The organism is Pseudomonas linyingensis, from assembly GCF_900109175.1.
In the GTDB taxonomy this organism is placed as follows: domain Bacteria; phylum Pseudomonadota; class Gammaproteobacteria; order Pseudomonadales; family Pseudomonadaceae; genus Geopseudomonas; species Geopseudomonas linyingensis.
The window spans coordinates 101,793-117,930 of the sequence record NZ_FNZE01000007.1 but is presented as its reverse complement, the minus strand read 5'-3'; the positions used below and the strand labels follow the sequence as shown (position 1 = coordinate 117,930).

Sequence of the window (16,138 nt, the reverse complement as noted above, 5' to 3'; positions counted from 1 at the left end):
CCACCGTTGGCGGTGCGAAACGATTTTATTCGAGAATTACTTGCAACAAATTGGTTTTACCCAACCTTTACCCGCGCCTTGGACGCGGGCAGGTCGGCTACAGCGCCCAGCGACGCAGCAGGTTGTGGTACACGCCGGTGAGCTGCACGCTGGCGGCATGGTCGGCGCCGAGCTCCTGGTTGAGGCGCTGGATGCCGGTGTCCAGATCGAATAGCAGACTGCGCTGGCCGTCGTCGCGCACCATGCTCTGGATCCAGAAGAACGAACAGACCCGTGCCCCGCGGCTGACCGGAGTGACCCGGTGCAGGCTGGTGGAGGGATAGAGGATCAGGTCGCCGGCCGGCAGCTTGACGCTGTGGGCGCCGTAGGTGTCCTCCACCACCAGCTCGCCACCGTCGTACTCGTCGGGGCCGGTGAAGAACAGGGTGGCCGACAGGTCGGTGCGCACCCGCTCGCCACGGCCGCGATCCAGGCGCACCGCGTTGTCGACGTGCAGGCCGAACGACTGGCCACCCTGGTAGCAGTTGAACAGTGGCGGATACACCTTGTCCGGCAGCGCCGCGGCGATGAACAGCGGATTGCGCTCCAGTGCCTGGAGGATCAGCGCGCCGAGCTGTTGCGCCTCGGCGCTGTCTTCCGGCAGCTGCAGGTTGTCCTTGGCCATCGCCGACTGGAAGCCGGCGGTGCTCTTGCCATCCACCCAGGGCGCCTGCTGCAGCAGGCGCCGGCATTCGAGAACCTGTTCCGGGGTAAGCAACCCGGGGATGTGCAGCATCATGGCGTTGCTCTCCTGGTACGGCAAAGCCCCGCGAGAGCGGGGCTTGCCTGAACATCGGGGGGTCAGAAGGAATAGTTGGCCGAGAGTACCGCGCTACGGCCGTCACCCGGAACCAGACCACCGGAGTTGCTGCCGGTGCCGTTGCTGGTCCGCACGCGATCGTAGTACTCCTCGTCGAACAGGTTGTTCACGTTCAGCTGCAGCTGCAGTTGCTTGCTGGCCTGGTAGCCGAGCATCGCGCCATGCACCCAGTAGGCGTCGATCTTGGCACGGCTGGCCTGCGGCGGGGTATCGCCGGTCGCCACGGCCACGTTGCGCTCGTCGACGAACTGCGCGCCATAACCGACCTCGAAGTCGGCCGGCAGCTGGTAGCTGGTCCAGACGCTGAAGGAGCGCGGCGGGGTATTGGCCAGCGCCTGGCCTTCCTGCACCTGGTCCTCGCCCGGCGCCGCCTTCAGCACCTCGCTGCTCAACTGGGTGTAGGAGGCGAAGACCTGCCACTTGTCGGTGATCTTGCCCGAAGCCCCCAGCTCGAAGCCCTGCACGCGCTGCTCGCCCTGCAGCTCGAAGGTGCCGTCATCCAACTCGACACGACCATTGGTCTTGTCGACGCGGAAGATCGCCGCGTTGAGCGACAGACGCTGATCCAGCAGATCCCACTTGGTCCCCAGTTCCCAAGTCTCGTTCTTTTCCGGATCGAGGTCCTGGTTGCCGACATTCAGACCGCTGCCGCTGGTGGCCAGGTTCTGCGCCGAGGGGTTGTAGGAGTTGCCCCAAGCCACGTAGATGGTGCCGTTTTCCACCGGCTTGTAGGCCAGACCGACGCGACCGCTGAACATCTCGTCGCTGGACTCCAGCTCGACATCTGTGTCGGTGGCTATGGTGTGGGTGTCGTTGTTGCCCTCGTAGCGCTCCCAACGGGCACCCAGGGTCAGATCCCACTGATCGCTCAGCGCGAGAGTGTCGAAGACATACAACGCGTGATCGGTCAGCTCGGCGTCGAGGTAGGACGTATCGCTCTTGTTCCGCGGACCTACGTAGTAGCCGGGCGGGTTGTCCAGATCATAGACGATGCTCAGGTCCAGATTGTTGCTGAAGTTGGTGCGATCGAGGGTCTCGCGGGAAACCTCGAAGCCGGTCACCAGGGAGTGCTCGATGAAGCCGGTAGCGAAGTTCCACTTCAGGTTGGTCTGGTTGATCGCCAGCTTGGTGGTGGTGTCGCGACCGTTGCCAGAGCCCGAGCGGTACCTGTACTGGCCGGGGCCGATACCGCTGCCCACCGTCTGCACATAGCTGCGGGTGGTCACCGTGCGGTTATCGGTCTCGCTGTAGCGGGCGATGGTGTCCAGGCTGACCCAGTCGTTGAAGTCGTGCTCGAACTTGGCGGTGAAGGAGTCGACGTCGACCTCCTCGGTATCGATGTTGCGGAAACCGAAGTAGTCGTCGCGGTCGACGCCGGCCAGTACCTTGCCGGCGATGGCCGGCAAGCCGTACTCGGGCAGGTTCTCGTCGGACTGGTGCAGATAGCTCAGGGTCAGGCGGGTCGGCGTACCCAGCCCGAAGGCCACCGACGGCGCGATCCCCCAGCGCTCGTAGTTGATCTGGTCGCGGCCGGCCACGTCGTTCTCGTGGGCCATCAGGTTGATGCGGGCCGCGGCGCCCTCGATGCCTTCCAGCGGCTGATTGATATCGGCGGCCAGGCGATGGTAGCCATCGGTGCCCACACCGGCTTGCAGGTTGTTCGACTCGCGCAACCTCGGTGTCTTGCTGACCATGTTGATCGCACCGGCGGTGGCGCCGGCACCGGCATACACCGAGCTCGGCCCCTTGACCACTTCCACCATTTCCAGGTTGAACATGTCGGAACGGGTCATGTTGGCGCTGTCGCGCAGACCATCGACCATCAGGTTGTTGGTGGCGCTGAAACCGCGGATGTTGATGCTGTCGCCGTAGTTGCCGCCCTCGCCGGCACCGAAGGTGATGCCGGAGACATTGGACAGCACTTGGCGCAGGCTCAGGGCGTTCTGCTCCTTGATCACCTCCGCCGGTACCACGGTCACGGTCTGCGGGGTATCCAGCAGCGGCGCGGTGTATTTCGGCGAGGAGACCGACTCGGTCTTGTAGCCGGCCTCCTGTTCGCCCTGCACGCTGACCTTGTCGAGCTGCAGGGTGCCCTGCTCCTCGGCCAGCGCCGGAGCAGCCAGGGAAACCACGGCAAGGCCGATGGCCGAGGCCAGCAGGTGCTGGGGTTGACGCGATGAAGACTTGATGAAGGCACGCATGAGAATCACTCCCTAGACTTAATGGGATGCGATTCTATTTGAGAAATATTATCAGTAAAGAGTTGATCGCATTCTTTACGTTTCCTTTACATAAGTCGCGGAACTCTTCCTCCCGACACCGATACGTCCTACCTCATGCGTTTGTCCCGCCCGGAGGTGACGGGCAGTCCTGCTGCCATCCGCGTGGATACCACAGCAATTCGGGACCGATCTCCGCCAGGCTGCGACAACCGGTCAGGGCCATGGCGACCTCCAGCTCGGCGCGCAGCAACTGCAGGACATGGGCGACGCCGGACGCGCCGGCGGTGGCCAGGCCGAAGATGTAGGGGCGGCCGACCAGCACGGCGCTCGCGCCCAGCGCCAAGGCCTTGAGCACATCGCTGCCGCGGCGGATGCCGCCGTCGAGCAGCAGCGGCAGGCGCCCCTCGACGGCGGCGGCCACTTCCGCGAGCACCTCGATGGTCGCCGGCTGGCCGTCCAGCGTGCGCCCACCATGGTTGGATACGATCAGCCCATCGACGCCTGCCGCCAGCGCCCGGCGCGCATCCTCGTCGTTCATCACGCCCTTGAGCAGGATCGGCAGGCGGGTCAGCCCGCGCAGCCAGGCCAGGTCTTCCCAGGTCGGCGCCGCGGCCAGCAAGGCACTGCCGAGCAGCAGGCTGCCGGCGGCGGGAGCGGCGCTGGCCTGCAGCGGACGCATGCCGCGCAGGTTGACCGCCTCGATGCCCGCCGGCAGAACGAAGCCGGCGCGCTGCTCGCGGTTGCGCATGCCGCCGACCGGCGCGTCCACGGTCAGCACCAGAGCCTGGTAGCCCGCCGCCTCGGCGCGCTGCACCAGCGCGCGGGTGAACTCGCGGTCGGACTGGATGTACAGCTGGAACCACAGCGCCGTCTGCGCCTGGCTAGCGATTTCCTCCAGGTCGACGCTGGCCTGGGTGCTGACCACCATGCCGGCGCGCAGTGCGCTCGCGCCGAGCACGCTCGCCAGCTCTCCCTCTGGATGGACGAGCTTCTGGAAAGCCACCGGCGCCAGGAAGATCGGATGATCGAAAGTCTGGCCGAAAAGGCTGACCCGGGTGTCGCCGCCACGCAGATCGGCGAGCACCCGGTTGCGCAGGCGCAGGCGCTGAAAGGCGGCGCAGTTGTCGCGCAGGGTCAACTCGTCCGCCGCGCCGCCGGCCATGTAGGCCCAGGCCTGGTCGCTCATCCGCGCGCGGGCGAACGGCTCGTAGTCGGTCACCGCGGCGATCTCGGCGGGAATCTGCTGCAACTTGGGCAAGGGCTGGGGCATCGACGCGATCCTCGAACGGTGGGCTGGGCGCAGGACAGCGAGCCTGCGCCGGTGTATTCGAGAATTATTCTAAATTGGGAATGTTTCCCGCGACAGGCGCATCGACCCGTTCCTTGATCCAGCACAAGCAATGGCAATGCTGGCCCCCGAACAAAAACGCCGCGACAGGTCGCGGCGTTTTTTTCATCCAGGGCGCAGGGCGGCTTAGATGTAGTAGGCCTTCAGCGGCGGGAAGCCGTTGAATTCCACCGCGCTGTAGCTGGTGGTGTAGGCGCCGGTGGACAGCCAGTACAGGCGGTCGCCGATGGCCAGGTTCAGCGGCAGGCCGTACTTGTAGTTCTCGTACATGATGTCGGCGCTGTCGCAGGTCGGACCGGCGATCACCACTTCTTCCAGCTCGCCCTTCTTCTCGGTCCAGATCGGGAACTTGATCGCTTCGTCCATGGTTTCGATCAGGCCGGAGAACTTGCCCACGTCGGTGTACACCCAGCGCTCCACGGCGGTACGCGACTTGCGCGCCACCAGCACCACTTCGCTGACCAGGATGCCGGCGTTGGCGATCAGCGAGCGGCCCGGCTCGAGGATGATTTCCGGCAGGTCGTCGCCGAAGTCTTCCTTGAGGAAGCGGATGATTTCCTCGGCGTAGGTTTCCAGGCTGTTGGTGCGGGTGATGTAGTTGGCCGGGAAGCCGCCCCCCATGTTGATCATCTTCAGCTCGATGCCGTCTTCTTCCTTGAGGCGCTCGAAGATCACCTTGACCTTGGCGATGGCGGCGTCCCACACGGAGATGTCGCGCTGCTGCGAGCCGACGTGGAAGGACACGCCGTAGGGCACCAGGCCCAGGTCGCGGGCGAGGATCAGCAGGTCCATGGCCATGTCAGTCTGGCAGCCGAACTTGCGCGACAGCGGCCAGTCGGCAGTGGTCGAGCCTTCGGTGAGGATGCGCACGTAGACCTTGGAGCCCGGCGCGGCCTTGGCGATGTTGCGCAGGTCGGCTTCCGAGTCGGTGGCGTACATGCGCACGCCCTTCTCGTAGAAGTAGCGAATGTCGCGCGACTTCTTGATGGTATTGCCGTAGCTGATGCGCTCGGGGCCGACGCCGCGGCTCATCACCTTGTCCAGCTCGTAGATCGAAGCGATGTCGAAGCTGGAGCCCTTTTCCTTGAGCAGGTCGATGATTTCGACCGCAGGGTTGGCCTTGACCGCGTAGTAGACCTTGGCGAACTCGAAGCCGGCGCGCAGGTCGTCGTAGGCCTTGTCGATGATCGCGGTGTCGATCAGGACGAAGGGGGTTTCCTTCTGGTCGGCGAACGCCTTCATTTTCTTGAAGGTGTCGCGGTCGTAATAGTCTTCAACCTTGATGGTCATGCTCGGCTGGGCTCCAAAATGGGAAAAACACAAAAGTTTCAAGGGGCTGTAACTGAACGCCTAATCCGTATCCCCACTTTGGTTCGCCTACTTCCCAAGGCATGTCGCCGAAAGCAAAAAGGTCAACCGCGCGTCGTGCTCGATGGCGGGTTGACCTTGCTGTCTCGTCGTCAGTACTTGAGCCGGATGGATCGTTTCCAGCATGGACGTTCGGGCGCGAACTTTAGGACCAAGGGGGGTCAAGATCAACCAGAAATTTCCCCAATTTGCCCCCGCTCATCACCAGCGGGTCAGCAGGGGGGCGCATCCGCTATAATCGCCGCCTTTTCTGACAGACCGACTACTCGTCGACGGGTTCCCTTTCCGATGACCACTCAGGCCGCCGAAGTAGCGAAGCGCCGTACCTTCGCCATTATTTCCCACCCCGATGCGGGCAAGACCACCATCACCGAAAAACTGCTGCTGATGGGCAAGGCGATTGCCGTCGCCGGCACGGTGAAATCGCGCAAGTCCGACCGCCATGCCACCTCCGACTGGATGGAGATGGAAAAGCAGCGCGGTATCTCCATCACCACCTCGGTGATGCAGTTCCCCTACCGCGAGCACATGATCAACCTGCTCGACACCCCCGGCCACGAGGACTTCTCCGAAGACACCTACCGCACCCTGACCGCGGTGGACTCGGCGCTGATGGTCCTCGACGGCGGCAAGGGCGTCGAGCCGCGCACCATCGCCCTGATGGACGTCTGCCGCCTGCGCGACACGCCGATCGTCAGCTTCATCAACAAGCTCGACCGCGACATCCGCGACCCGATCGAACTGCTCGACGAGATCGAGGCGGTGCTGAAGATCAAGGCCGCGCCGATCACCTGGCCGATCGGCTGCTACCGCGACTTCAAGGGCGTCTACCACCTCAGCGAAGACAAGATCATCGTCTACACCCCGGGCCACGGCCACGAGCGCACCGAGGTCAAGATCATCGAGCACCTCGACTCCGACGAAGCCCGCGCCCACCTGGGCGACGAGTACGAGCGCTTCCTCGAGCAGCTGGAGCTGGTGCAGGGCGCCTGCCACGAGTTCGACCAGGACGCCTTCCTCAAGGGCCAGATGACTCCGGTGTTCTTCGGTACCGCGCTGGGCAACTTCGGCGTCGACCACGTGCTCGACGCGGTGGTCGACTGGGCGCCGCAACCGCTGTCGCGCGCCGCCCACGAGCGCGTGGTGGAGCCGGTCGAGGAGAAGTTCAGCGGCTTCGTGTTCAAGATCCAGGCGAACATGGACCCCAAGCACCGCGACCGCATCGCCTTCATGCGCATCTGCTCGGGCAAGTACGAGAAGGGCATGAAGATGCGCCACGTGCGGATAAAGAAGGACCTGAAGATCGCCGACGCGCTGACCTTCTTCTCCAGCGAGCGCGAGATGCTGGAGGAGGCCTATGCCGGCGACATCATCGGCCTGCACAACCACGGCACCATCCAGATCGGCGATACCTTCACCGAAGGCGAGGCGCTGGGCTTCACCGGCATCCCGCACTTCGCCCCGGAACTGTTCCGCCGCGTGCGCCTGAAGGACCCGCTGAAATCCAAGCAGCTGCGCCAGGGCCTGCAGGAACTGGCCGAGGAAGGCGCCACCCAGGTGTTCTTCCCCGAGCGCAACAACGACATCATCCTCGGTGCGGTCGGCGTGCTGCAGTTCGACGTGGTCGCCAGCCGTCTGAAGGAGGAATACAAGGTCGAGTGCGCCTACGAGGCGATCAACGTCTGGTCGGCGCGCTGGATCGAGTGCGCCGACAAGAAGAAGCTCGAGGACTTCAAGGTTAAGGCCTACGAGAACCTCGCCGTAGACGGCGGCGGCCACCTCACCTACCTGGCGCCGACCCGCGTCAACCTCAGCCTGATGGAAGAGCGCTGGCCGGAGGTGAAGTTCCGCGCCACCCGCGAGCATCACTGATACCTGAGCGGGCGCCGTTCTGGCGCCCGCTACACTTCCGGCAGATGCCCGGAGGTTGCATGCAGCTGATCGACACCCACACCCACCTCGACTTCCCCGACTTCGACGCCGACCGCAGCGCCGTGCTGGCGCGCTGCCGCGCCTTGGGTGTGGAGAAGCTGGTGGTGCTGGGCGTGTACCAGGCCAACTGGCAGCGTCTATGGGATCTGGTCGAGAGCGAGGACGGCCTGTACGCCGCCTTCGGGCTGCATCCGATCTATCTCGAGCAACACCACCCCGAACATCTCGCCGAGCTGCGCGCCTGGCTGGAACGTCTGGCCGGCAACCGCAAGCTGTGCGCTATCGGCGAATTCGGCCTCGACTGGTATGTGCCCGAACTGGACCACGAGCGCCAGCAGGCGCTGTTCGAGGCGCAGCTCAAGCTGGCCGCCGAGTTCGAGCTGCCGGCGCTGCTGCACGTGCGCCGCGCCCACGCTCCGACCATCGCTACCCTCAAGCGCTATCGGCTCAAGCGCGCCGGCATCGTTCACGCCTTTGCCGGCAGCCTTGAGGAAGCGAAGGAATACCTGAAACTAGGCTTCAAGCTCGGCCTCGGCGGCGCCGCCACCTGGCCGCAGGCCAACCGCCTGCGCAAGGTGGTCGCGCAGCTGCCGCTGGAAGCCATGGTGCTGGAAACCGATGCCCCGGACATGGCGCCCGCCATGCACCCCCGACAGCGCAACAGCCCCGAGTACCTAGCGGAGATCTGCCGGGGGCTGGCCGAGCTGCGTGGCGTGACGCCCGAGGAGCTGGCCAGCGCCAGCAGCTGCAACGCCTGCGCACTGTTCGGCTGGCAGTGATCCTGCCGGAAGTCGGCGCGCTGGCTGCGGCCGGCGGAGCGAGTGGTTACAGCAGCAGAATCCACAGCGCCAGGGCGCTGTACCAGATCAGTCCGGCACGCAGCAGCAGGCTCCACAGCTCGTCCAGCGTCTCCACCCCGCCCCTGCCCGCGCGGGTATCCGCCGCCGCGCGGCCGGTATCGACCACCAACTGGGCGGCACTCGCCTGCAGACCGAACAGGCGCGGCCAGAGCACGCGATTGGCGGTGACGAAGTTGCCGGCCAGCGCCAGGCTCAGCGCCAGCAGGCGTGCTGGCAGCCAGTCGAGTGCCTGGCGCAGGCGCACCGCGTGGCTGCGCAGGACAGCGTCGCCGGCATGCTCCGCCAGCAGCGCCAGCAGGCGATAGGCCAGCGCCAGCAGCGGCCCGAGCAGCGCGTACCAGAAGATCACCGCAAAGAAGCCCTGATAGGCCTGCCAGAGCAGGAAGCCCTGCACCTGCCTCAGCAGTGTGGGCGGGTCTTCGGCCTGCACGCCCAGATCGCGACGGGCGTCGAGATACGCCGCCTCGGCATCGCCGCGCTGCCAGCTCGCCCGGAACGGCGCGAGGCTGCGCTGCGGATCGCCGCGCCCGAGGCTCCACAGCAGCACCGCCACATGCAGCGGCAGCAGCAGCCAGCCATAGGCCAGCGGCGCCAGGATCCACAGCAGCAGACCGACCAGCAGCAACGGCGCCCCCAGCACCAGCAGCTGGCGCAGCGGTCGCCCGGCCAGGCGCGGGTCGCTCTCGATCCGGCCCAGGGCACGCAGGAACAGATCGTCGCGCTGCAGGCGTGCGCGCCAGCCGCTGGTCTTTTCCAGCAGCAGGATCAACAGCAAGACCAGAAAGTTCATGCCTGCACCTCGGCGGCCAGCGAGCCCAGGTAGCGCGCCCAGTCGAACGCCGGGCCCGGATCGGTCTTGCGTCCCGGCGCGATATCGCTGTGCCCGCAGATCCGTTCGGGGCTGAGGTCAGGGTAGACCCGCAACAGCTCGCGGGTCAGGTCGCGCAGGGTGGCGTACTGGGCGTCGCTGTAGGGCAGCTCGTCGGTGCCCTCCAGCTCGATGCCCAGGGAGAAGTCGTTGCACTGCTCTCGCCCGGCAAAGCACGACACCCCGGCGTGCCAGGCGCGGTCGTTGCAAGACACGAACTGGATCAGCGCGCCGTCGCGCTCGATCAGGAAGTGCGCCGACACCTGCAGGTGGGCGATGCCGGCGAAATACGGATGCGCCTGCGGGTCCAGCGCGTTGCCAAACAGCGCCTTTACCTGCCCCGTGCCGAACTGCCCCGGCGGCAGGCTGATGTTGTGGATGACCAGCAGCGATACCTCGCCGGCTGGTCGTGCATTGAAGTTGGGCGAAGGGCAGTGCTGTGCGCTGCTGCACCAGCCGGTCCCGGGGTCGATCTGCATTGGCGGCTCCTTGGTTGCCGCCACTCTAGAGCAGCCCGTCGTCCAGGCCAAGCGACGGCACGGCCAACCCGCCGCTACTTGCCGCGCTGCTCGCGCAGGTTGCCGATGATCGCCTCCAGCGCCCGGTCGAAGGGCTGGGCATTGTCCCTCAGGCGCGCTGCACCACTGGCAAAGACCAGGGCAAGGGCTTCGCGATCGAAGCTGGCCACCTTCGCGCCGGCGCGGTTGACGAAGATGAACTGCCCGCTGACCCGGATGAAGGCGGCCAGCTTACAGCGCTGCTTCGCACCGTCCTCGGCGTACAGCTCCACCCAGCTGCCGACACCCAGGTTGTCGACCAGCGCCAGGTGCTCCTCACAGACAATCGGTGCGCCCTGTGCCTCGGCACTCGCCAGCACTTCGGTTGCGGCGACGCTCTCCACGCCAGCGTCCTCCACCACGACCGCTGCCGGCACCTCGACCGCCACCGCGACGGCGCTCTCCCAGCCGGAGAACTGCGACGGCTCGACGACCGACGGCTGCGCAGCGGTCTGGTGGTCTGCGGACAGCGGCTCGCCAACAACCAGCACCGGGATATCGGGCATGACGTCAACCGGCCCAGGATCGACAGTCTGCGCAGGCTGCTCGGCCTCGACCGCCAGCGGATCGACATCTACCTCGGCGGCCACCTGCGGCGCCGACACCGTCTCGACCGCCTGCGGCGCCTCCGGCGCAGGCGCAACTGCCACACCCGCACGAAAATCGCTGAGCAGCTTGCGCTGCCATTGGCTCAGCTCCTCGAAGAAACGCTGCTGCTCGAACGGATCGTAGGCCACCTGCTCCAGGCCGCGACGCAATTCGCTCAGCAGCTCCTGGCGATGCGAACCCAGCAGCAGGCGCGCCTCCTCGGCGCTGCGCAGCGGGGCCACCCGCAGGAGCAACTCATCGAGGGTAGCCAGCGCCTGGTTCCAGGCAGCCGACTCGTCGCCCTCGCGCAGCAGAATCAGCTGCAGCAGCCGGCCCCAGCCTCGTTCCAGGCCCTGAACGATGGCCGTCGGCAGGGTCAGTCCCTGCAGCCGCTCACTCAACAGGCTTTCGATCTGCTGGCGGGCATGCTCACGCAACGCCCGCGCCTCCTCCGCCTCGAGCAGACGCTGCTCGAGCAACGCTGCGCGCTTGTGTTCGCTGGCATTGAAGCGGCTGAAATCCTCGAGCAGGCTGGCAAATACCTGGGGATCGTCGGTGAACTCGTCGCGCAGGCGCTGCGACACCTGTTCGATCTTGCTGCGCAGCCGTTCGCGCTGCATGTCCGCCAGGTCCTCGCTGTCCCGGGCGGCCACCGTCACCTCGTTCAGCAACTGGCGCGCCGGGTGGGCCTGCTCGCCGAACAGGCGCTGGTCGAGGATCGCCGCCTTGAGCAGCGGCACCTGCATGTTGCCGATGGGGCCGCGCAGCGGTTCGGGCAGGGCGTCGTCGCCGAGCACCTGCTCGAACAACATCGTGACCAGGGTGATCACATCTTCGTCGAGCCTGCCGATCACTCGCGGGCGCGGGCTGTTGGCGCTGGCGCGTGCCAGCAGGGTGTCCAGCTGCCGGCGCAGGTCCGGCGTCCCCGCTGCGGCCACCGGCTGGCGCTGCAGGAACGACAGCAGGCGGGTCAGATCGTTCTGGGTGACCGGCACGGCATCCGCGGGCGCCACTGCCGCCGAAGCACTGCCCCGGGCATTGCCCAGCAGCTCGCGCAACTGACCGAGGACCGCCTGCGGCTCCAGCGTCGGCGTCTTCGCCGCACCGGAATCGACCGCCGCCGGCGCGGCAACCTGCGCACGCGCGGCAGCGCGCGCAGGCCGAGGGGTGTGCAGCTGCAGGTTCGGCAGCACCCCGGCCGCGATCAGGCTGTCATTGGCCGCGGCATACAGCTCGCCGACGCCCTTGAGCAAGTGTTTCTCGAACAGCTTGAGCAACAGCAGGCGCACATGGATCTTCAGTTCCAGCGGCCGCAGGGCACCGACCATCAAGTTGCACAGCGTGCGCGCCGACAGCGGGTTGTTGTCCTCGATCACCGGCGAGCCGACCAGGGCCTGCAGGCGCTGCTGCAGCGGGTTTAGCTCGGCGCCGTTCTCGCTCAGCGAACGCATCACCATGGTCTTGATGGCGACCGTCTCTTCCAGCTCGTCGTGGCTCACCAGGGTCAGCAAGCCGGTCGGCAGGACATCCATCGCGGCATGTCGCTGGGCGGCCCCCATCTCGCCAAACGCCTTGTCCAGTCCAGCCAGGACCGCCTTCTCGATCCCCTCGCGCTTGAGACGCAGCGCGCGCATGGCCTCGAACAGCTCCTGCTGAGCGGCACCACTGGCAGCGCGCTCGCCCAACTCGAACAGGCTGTCGTCCAGCGCATCGAACACGCTCTGCAGGCCCTGCTTGAGGAACTCTCGTGACTGCTCGCGCAGCGGCTGCAGACCGGTAGGCATAGAACGCTCCTTGGTCGGCGAGCGCACAGCAGACCCGGCAGGCAGCGGAACGACTTTCGCTCCAGTGGTCATCACACTTCCCTCGGGCGGCGGCCCGATGTTCGGGTCGGCGCGACGCACTCCATTGTTGGGGCCTGCGCAACGATCCTCGTTGTCACAGGCGACGGCGGATTATAGGGAGGCGCGCGCGCCAGCAGAGCGACTGGTTTGCCGGACCCTGCGGCAGATCACACAAGCGCCATGATCGCCGTTGCTTTTCGCGTAACCACCCACCCCTGGCGAAAAGCCTATAATCCGCCGAAAACGTACAGGGAGCCCGTCATGCCCAATCTTCGCCTTGCCGACCTCGGCGCCGAAATCACCGCCAACGTGCGCGCCGCGCTTGCCGAAGACATCGGCAGCGGCGACATCACCGCCCAGCTGATCCCCGCCGACCGCCTGGCCCGGGCGAAGATCATCACCCGCGAAGCCGCCACCATCTGCGGCACCGCCTGGGTCGACGAGGTGTTCCGCCAGCTCGACCCGCGCGTGCAGGTGACCTGGAACGTCGCCGACGGCGAGCGCGCCATGCAGGACCAGACCCTGTTCAGCCTCGAAGGCCCGGCCCGCGCCCTGCTCAGCGGCGAGCGCAGCGCGCTGAACTTCCTGCAGCTGCTCTCCGGCGTCGCCAGCCGCTGCCGCGAATACGCCGACCTGGTCGAAGGCACCGCCGTACAGCTGCTCGACACCCGCAAGACCCTGCCCGGCCTGCGCCTGGCGCAGAAGTACGCGGTCACCTGCGGCGGCTGCCACAACCACCGCATCGGCCTGTACGACGCCTTCCTGATCAAGGAAAACCACATCGCCGCCTGTGGCGGCATCGCCCAGGCCGTCGCCAGCGCCCGGCAGATCGCCCCCGGCCGTCCGGTGGAAGTGGAAGTGGAAAACCTCGAGGAACTGCAACAGGCGCTGGACGCCGGCGCCGACATCATCATGCTCGACGAACTCGACGATGACGACATGCGCACCGCCGTCAGCCTCAACGCCGGCCGCGCCAAGCTGGAAGCCTCCGGCGGGGTGAACCAGACCACCCTGCGCGGCATCGCCGAAACCGGCGTCGACTACATCTCCATCGGCACCCTGACCAAGGACGTCAAGGCCATCGACCTGTCGATGCGCCTGAGCTTGTAAGCGGGCCATTTCGGCAACGCAAAGCAAAACAGCCCGTTGCGCATCACTGCACAACGGGCTGTTTTGTCTGAAGCAATGGTGCCGGTGAGAGGAATCGAACCCCCGACCTTCGCGTTACGAGTTAGATGCTCTATAGTTTTCCCCGCATTCACCAACATTAACAAACCTATACAGAATGCGGCCCCCAGCCTATCCTTGCCTTCACGGGCTATCACGAAAAGCGACCAAATTTGATAGCCCATGCTAGCCCGGCGATAGCCCGGCGCTAGCCCGACAACGCCACAGAGCAGTCGAGGGATGGGCATGGCGAAACTGAAATTCACGAAAACGGCGCTGCTGGCGCTGGCCCCACCGGAGGCCGGCAAGCGCCTGGCCGTCTACGACACCGAAGTGCCGAAGCTGGCCATGCGGATCACCGCAGCCGGAAGCCGAACCTTCTACGTCGTGAAGCGTGCCGGCGCATCGATGGCCTGGGTGAAGCTCGGCGCATTCCCCGAGATGACCGTCGAGCAGGCCCGTACCGAAGCGCAGAAGATCCTCGGCGAGTTCGCCACCGGAGCAAACCCGGCCGCCGCACGTCGAGCGATTCGTGGGGAGCCGACCTTTGCCGAGGTGTTCGAGCAATATCTCGACGAGAAGAAAAAGCGCGACGGCACCCCATTAAGCGAGCGAACCAAGCGCGACTACCGCGACGTGCTGCGCATGTACCTGGGGCCGATCAAGGCCAGCAAGCTGTCAAAGATCACCCGAGCCGAGGTGAAGGCCATTCACACGCAGACGACAAAGAAAAGCGCCGCCCAAGCAGACCGCTCGGTTATCGTCATCTCCTCAGTCTTCAATTTCGCCGCCGACCTGGAGTTGTTCGAGGGCACCAACCCTGCCGGCCGCATACAGAAGAACCCGGCACCGTCGCGCGACCGTTTCGCCCAGTCCACCGAACTGCCTCACCTATTCGCCGCCATCGCCGAATCGAGCTTGTGCGACTTCTTCCTGCTGTCGCTGCTGACTGGCGCGCGCCGCTCGAACGTACAGGAAATGGCTTGGCGCGACCTCGACCTCGACGCGGGCATCTGGCGAATCGGCATGACCAAGAACGGCACACCGCAGAACGTCACCTTGTCACCCGAGGCTGTCGCAGCCCTGCGAGTCCGCAAGCGCACGACCGGCACCTCGGCTTTCGTGTTTCCCGGCACCGGCCAGACCGGCCACATCGTCGAGCCGAAAAAGGCATGGGCTACCATCCTGCGCCGGGCCAGCGTGCGCCGCCTGCTCGACCACCTGGAAAGCCTCGGCAAGCTGACTGCCGAGGAGCGCAAGCGTGCCGACAAGCAACTGCTCGAAGCGCCAGCAGCCGCCGAGAAGCGTTATCGCACCATCGCCGACGCGCTGGAAATCGACCCAGCGCTCTATGACATGACCGACTTACGCATTCACGACCTGCGCCGCACCCTCGGCAGTTGGCAGGCCAAGACCGGCGCATCACTGGCAATCATCGGGAAGTCGCTCAACCACAAGACCCACCAAGCCACGGCGATCTATGCGCGCCTCGACCTCGACCCAGTGCGCCAGTCCGTCGAGACGGCTACGCAGGCCATGCTCGAAGCCGCAGGCGTCAAGCAGCCGGCTGACGTGGTGAGGCTGCCGACACGCAGCTCGAAGCAGAACTAGAGCGTCCATCCAACCGAGAATAAGCCAGCCTAGACGCGACTGAGTAAATGCGGACATTGGAGAAGGAAGATTGAGTAAATTCCTAAAGTTCAAACAAGTTCTAAGCTACGCAGAGGCCATCGAACTTCTTGAAAGGCTCACAGGAACGCCCCCAACCGAAGATGACTTCACTGGACTGATAGCACATGGATATTTAACCCCCATACAGGGATTCGGGCGCCCGCTAGTCGGATTCTCGCTTGAGCAGCTTAAAACATTGGTGATTGGCGACGCGACCAAACCGCTCGCCTCTAGCCATATTGGAATCACATCCATAGGACACACGTCAACAAATGGAATTTCCGCAGCCCAAGTAAAAACAACAGAAAACACCTCCCTTTACTTTTTTGCTGTAAAGCCCCGAGGCGGAGCAGTTTTCACCAAAATTGAATACTCAACGGATGACTTAGAGCCTCTTCATTACTCCTTTTCCCACGAACATAATCACTACCTCGCCGAAGAGATATTCGCTGTCGCCACGCAAGCAAATAACGACGAACTTCCCTCCTTAGCAGGACCTATCGGAAAGAAATGCATCCACATAAACTGGGAAAGTGGTGATCGCCACCTATTTCCGCCTTCCGTTACTGCGCTTTACGGGTTTAATGGAGCTTCTGGAAGCAAAAGCTACAAGCCTTCTGAGGCCCCACCCCCTCCTCAAGAAAACCGCGAGCTTACAGACAGGCCTGCCCATCGCTTGGCTGTCGCAGCATTGCTGGACTTGCTGAATGAACCTAGTCGCAATGCGCGCAACCAATCCGCAGTCATAGCCGAAATCCAAGAGCGGCACCCCAACAGACGGGGCCTCAGCAAGCGCAATCTTGAAGAAATTTTCGCAGCAGCCAACAAGGCCAAAAAAGAGATCGAATAAAACC

12 protein-coding genes are annotated in these 16,138 nt (G+C 64.9%); 5 read left to right on the top strand and 7 right to left on the bottom strand.

Going from position 1 to position 16,138, the window contains the following annotated elements; genetic code table 11:
- Positions 1 to 97: 97 nt before the first annotated feature.
- From BMZ19_RS10545 to BMZ19_RS10530, 4 genes are all read right to left on the bottom strand, one after another.
- Positions 98 to 778, bottom strand: a complete 681-nt coding sequence (locus BMZ19_RS10545; RefSeq protein WP_090310622.1) for a Fe2+-dependent dioxygenase — start codon at positions 776 to 778, stop codon at positions 98 to 100.
- Positions 779 to 840: 62 nt separating this feature from the next.
- Positions 841 to 3,060, bottom strand: coding sequence for a TonB-dependent receptor (locus tag BMZ19_RS10540; RefSeq protein ID WP_090310621.1), 2,220 nt, complete (start codon positions 3,058 to 3,060; stop codon positions 841 to 843).
- Between the two features lie 133 nt (positions 3,061 to 3,193).
- A complete protein-coding gene (locus BMZ19_RS10535) occupies positions 3,194 to 4,351 on the bottom strand; it encodes an alpha-hydroxy acid oxidase (RefSeq protein WP_090310619.1) in 1,158 nt (385 codons plus the stop codon).
- 204 nt (positions 4,352 to 4,555) lie between these two features.
- On the bottom strand, positions 4,556 to 5,719 hold the full coding sequence (locus BMZ19_RS10530; RefSeq protein ID WP_090310617.1) for a type III PLP-dependent enzyme: 1,164 nt from the start codon (positions 5,717 to 5,719) through the stop codon (positions 4,556 to 4,558).
- A 366-nt stretch (positions 5,720 to 6,085) separates the two neighbouring features.
- On the opposite strand from BMZ19_RS10530, the gene BMZ19_RS10525 reads away from it, so the two are divergent.
- Both BMZ19_RS10525 and BMZ19_RS10520 read left to right on the top strand, forming a co-directional pair.
- Complete coding sequence (locus BMZ19_RS10525; protein WP_090310615.1) at positions 6,086 to 7,669, top strand: peptide chain release factor 3; 1,584 nt, start codon at positions 6,086 to 6,088, stop codon at positions 7,667 to 7,669.
- A 59-nt stretch (positions 7,670 to 7,728) separates the two neighbouring features.
- Positions 7,729 to 8,508: a TatD family hydrolase gene (locus BMZ19_RS10520; protein ID WP_090310614.1), complete on the top strand. Its 780-nt coding sequence runs from the start codon at positions 7,729 to 7,731 to the stop codon at positions 8,506 to 8,508.
- 46 nt (positions 8,509 to 8,554) lie between these two features.
- Here the strand turns inward: BMZ19_RS10520 and ampE are convergent, their stop codons facing one another.
- From ampE to BMZ19_RS10505, 3 genes are all read right to left on the bottom strand, one after another.
- Positions 8,555 to 9,379, bottom strand: a complete 825-nt coding sequence (gene ampE / locus BMZ19_RS10515; RefSeq protein ID WP_090310612.1) for a regulatory signaling modulator protein AmpE — start codon at positions 9,377 to 9,379, stop codon at positions 8,555 to 8,557.
- Positions 9,376 to 9,936, bottom strand: coding sequence for a 1,6-anhydro-N-acetylmuramyl-L-alanine amidase AmpD (gene ampD / locus BMZ19_RS10510; RefSeq protein WP_090310610.1), 561 nt, complete (start codon positions 9,934 to 9,936; stop codon positions 9,376 to 9,378). The genes ampE and ampD overlap by 4 nt, the downstream gene beginning before the upstream one ends.
- Before the next feature lie 74 nt (positions 9,937 to 10,010).
- Positions 10,011 to 12,386 (bottom strand): DUF1631 domain-containing protein, encoded by a 2,376-nt coding sequence (locus BMZ19_RS10505; RefSeq protein WP_170847742.1) that lies wholly within the window; start codon positions 12,384 to 12,386, stop codon positions 10,011 to 10,013.
- Between the two features lie 321 nt (positions 12,387 to 12,707).
- Here BMZ19_RS10505 and nadC point away from each other — a divergent pair, with 321 nt between their 5' ends.
- From nadC to BMZ19_RS22125, 3 genes are all read left to right on the top strand, one after another.
- Positions 12,708 to 13,556, top strand: coding sequence for a carboxylating nicotinate-nucleotide diphosphorylase (nadC, locus tag BMZ19_RS10500; protein WP_090310606.1), 849 nt, complete (start codon positions 12,708 to 12,710; stop codon positions 13,554 to 13,556).
- A gap of 303 nt (positions 13,557 to 13,859) precedes the next feature.
- The gene (locus tag BMZ19_RS10495; RefSeq protein ID WP_244517165.1) at positions 13,860 to 15,224 is read left to right on the top strand and encodes a tyrosine-type recombinase/integrase; all 1,365 of its coding nucleotides are present in this window, start codon (positions 13,860 to 13,862) and stop codon (positions 15,222 to 15,224) included.
- 70 nt (positions 15,225 to 15,294) lie between these two features.
- Positions 15,295 to 16,134, top strand: coding sequence for a hypothetical protein (locus tag BMZ19_RS22125; RefSeq protein WP_139214657.1), 840 nt, complete (start codon positions 15,295 to 15,297; stop codon positions 16,132 to 16,134).
- The last annotated feature ends 4 nt before the right edge of the window (positions 16,135 to 16,138 follow it).

What these genes read in the sequence shown, in the direction of transcription:
- ampE (WP_090310612.1), bottom strand. Translation starts at nt 9,379, where the DNA reads ATGAACTTTCTGGTCTTGCTGTTGATCCTGCTGCTGGAAAAGACCAGC.
- ampD (WP_090310610.1), bottom strand. Translation starts at nt 9,936, where the DNA reads ATGCAGATCGACCCCGGGACCGGCTGGTGCAGCAGCGCACAGCACTGC.
- BMZ19_RS10525 (WP_090310615.1), top strand. Translation starts at nt 6,086, where the DNA reads ATGACCACTCAGGCCGCCGAAGTAGCGAAGCGCCGTACCTTCGCCATT.
- BMZ19_RS10505 (WP_170847742.1), bottom strand. Translation starts at nt 12,386, where the DNA reads ATGCCTACCGGTCTGCAGCCGCTGCGCGAGCAGTCACGAGAGTTCCTC.
- BMZ19_RS10495 (WP_244517165.1), top strand. Translation starts at nt 13,860, where the DNA reads ATGGCGAAACTGAAATTCACGAAAACGGCGCTGCTGGCGCTGGCCCCA.
- BMZ19_RS10535 (WP_090310619.1), bottom strand. Translation starts at nt 4,351, where the DNA reads ATGCCCCAGCCCTTGCCCAAGTTGCAGCAGATTCCCGCCGAGATCGCC.
- BMZ19_RS10520 (WP_090310614.1), top strand. Translation starts at nt 7,729, where the DNA reads ATGCAGCTGATCGACACCCACACCCACCTCGACTTCCCCGACTTCGAC.
- BMZ19_RS10530 (WP_090310617.1), bottom strand. Translation starts at nt 5,719, where the DNA reads ATGACCATCAAGGTTGAAGACTATTACGACCGCGACACCTTCAAGAAA.
- BMZ19_RS10545 (WP_090310622.1), bottom strand. Translation starts at nt 778, where the DNA reads ATGATGCTGCACATCCCCGGGTTGCTTACCCCGGAACAGGTTCTCGAA.
- nadC (WP_090310606.1), top strand. Translation starts at nt 12,708, where the DNA reads ATGCCCAATCTTCGCCTTGCCGACCTCGGCGCCGAAATCACCGCCAAC.
- BMZ19_RS10540 (WP_090310621.1), bottom strand. Translation starts at nt 3,060, where the DNA reads ATGCGTGCCTTCATCAAGTCTTCATCGCGTCAACCCCAGCACCTGCTG.